3 protein-coding genes are annotated in these 2,075 nt (G+C 34.3%); all 3 read left to right on the plus strand.

What is annotated here, in order from left to right; all coding sequences use genetic code 11:
* Positions 1 to 127: 127 nt before the first annotated feature.
* Positions 128 to 598, plus strand: a complete 471-nt coding sequence (locus AC1DSL_RS17515; RefSeq protein WP_477533207.1) for a hypothetical protein — start codon at positions 128 to 130, stop codon at positions 596 to 598.
* Between the two features lie 59 nt (positions 599 to 657).
* Positions 658 to 1,623, plus strand: a complete 966-nt coding sequence (locus tag AC1DSL_RS17520; protein ID WP_477533208.1) for a tyrosine-type recombinase/integrase — start codon at positions 658 to 660, stop codon at positions 1,621 to 1,623.
* A gap of 229 nt (positions 1,624 to 1,852) precedes the next feature.
* On the plus strand, positions 1,853 to 2,075 hold a 223-nt coding region (locus AC1DSL_RS17525), incomplete at its 3' end, for a hypothetical protein (RefSeq protein ID WP_477533209.1).

Here is a 2,075-nt window from a genome sequence, read left to right on the forward strand (position 1 = left end):
ACAAAGTTAAATCATTCGTACAAGTAATCGACCAAATAGCACAATTAGATGAGCATACTCGTGAGCAAATTTTATCTTCAGTTGAGTCTCCTGTCATCAAGAAGAAACTTGAATCGGCTGAAGTCTAATGGCTAAGAAGTTCAATAATCTTGATGAGTTGGAATTGTATCTACAGAAGAATGTCATGCAGATTCTATCTCGTGATGCTTCAATTGAACGGATATTAGCTGAAACAATGTCACAGGCAGTTGTAGATGTTGTATACGGTGCTTATGAGCCTACTCAATATCAGAGACGTGGAGATGAGGATGGATTGTCAGATCAGAGAAATTATTTCATCACAGACTACGGAATTAGAGACGGTAAAGTATTTCTTACCTTTGAAAACTTAACTGAAGGTGCAGATTCAATGGAAGGTAAATTCATTGGTGACATGATTGAATATGGAATCAAAGAATTATGGAACAATCCTGTTGGTGAATGGTCAGAGCCTCGTCCGTTTGCACAAGAAACAGTGGACAGATTAAATGCTAATCCAACTGAATTGTTAGAAGCATTAAAGACTGCATTAATGGCAAGAGGATTTACGGTTAAATAGGAAATAAATTATTCTTCTTTTAAATAGTAAATTATAAAATAAATTATGGATGTGAATACATGACGAAAAGACTAATCAGTATGCCTAAATTAGAGTTTAAAGAAAAAATCAATCCATTCAATCAAATGATTATGAAAGAATTTTTGGATCAACAACAACTTTCAGACCAGACGCTTAAACAATATGCTTCAGCGTTGTCAGTGTTCTTTACATGGGTACATGAGCATTGCATGAACAAGCCTTTGTATGAGCTGAAAGCAAGGGATGCTTTAAAGTATCAAAATAATTTAATGAGTGCTGGATTATCATCTAATGGTGTTAAGTTTAAGCGTTCAGCCGTATCGAGTTTGTGTGGCTATTTAGAAGTGTATTATGGAGATGAATATCCTCTGTTTCGCAACATTTATTCTAAGGCAGTTGCCAATCCACCTAAAGAGTTTGTAAGAGAGAAGAAAGCTATTCCATTAGAAGAATTTGAACTACTCCTCCAAACATTAAGAGATCAAAATGAATTGCAAATGGTTGCTTATCTAATAACAAGTTATTACACAGGAGCAAGACGTTCAGAAGTTGCACAGTTTAAAAAGAGCTTCCTAGAGCTACCAAAAATTAAGGAGAAGGATTATTACATGACTCCTGAAATTAGAGGTAAGGGCAAAGGGAAAAATGGCAAGCGAATTAAACTTGCTTATGATGATATAGTAAGAAATGCTATATTAGATTGGTTAGAACAACGTGGAGAAGATGATGTAGATGAAATTTTTGTTCGTAAATACAAAGATGGAAGAGTAGAACCCCTATCCCCTGCTGCATTTAATTCTTGGTTTACTGACAAGTTTAATCCTATTATGAACACTGAAGGATTCGCTCCTCACAGTTTGAGACGATCCAGAGCGACACATATGGTTGTGAATCATGGAATGAGTATCGACAAGGTAAAATCTCTTTTAAACCATGAGTCAAGCGAAACCAGCCAGACTTACGTAATTAAAGATACAGATGATGAATTGGATGATATATTCTAAAACACTGAAAGGCAGTCTTGACCTCCCCTTTCGAGACTGCTGATTGAGTGTTTTATCTCAGCTAAGTTAGTTACTAAAAATTAAATTATAATACCATAAATAAATTATAATATTTCTTCATTTTAAATCGTCTAATTAGTCACACAATTGGGTATGATTATGATATAATACAATAAATTGAAATTTCAAATTGTAATTATAAAATATAAACCTAATTGGAGGATTTAAAATGAAGAAGAAGTTGCCGAAGAGTTTTTTATTAGTTGGTGTATTATCAGTATTATTATTGTCTGCATGTACAGAGGAAGAATTGAATGCAACATTGAGTCCTGAAGCTGGAGCTGAGGGGAATGATACCAAGGTTGAATCCGTATCCCTAACAGAAGAAGAGAAGCCTGTATCTGATGAGTATTACTTGATGTTAGCAAGTATTATTACAGATAGTATCGAAT

It is taken from the genome of Paenisporosarcina sp. P4_D4 (assembly GCF_056401835.1).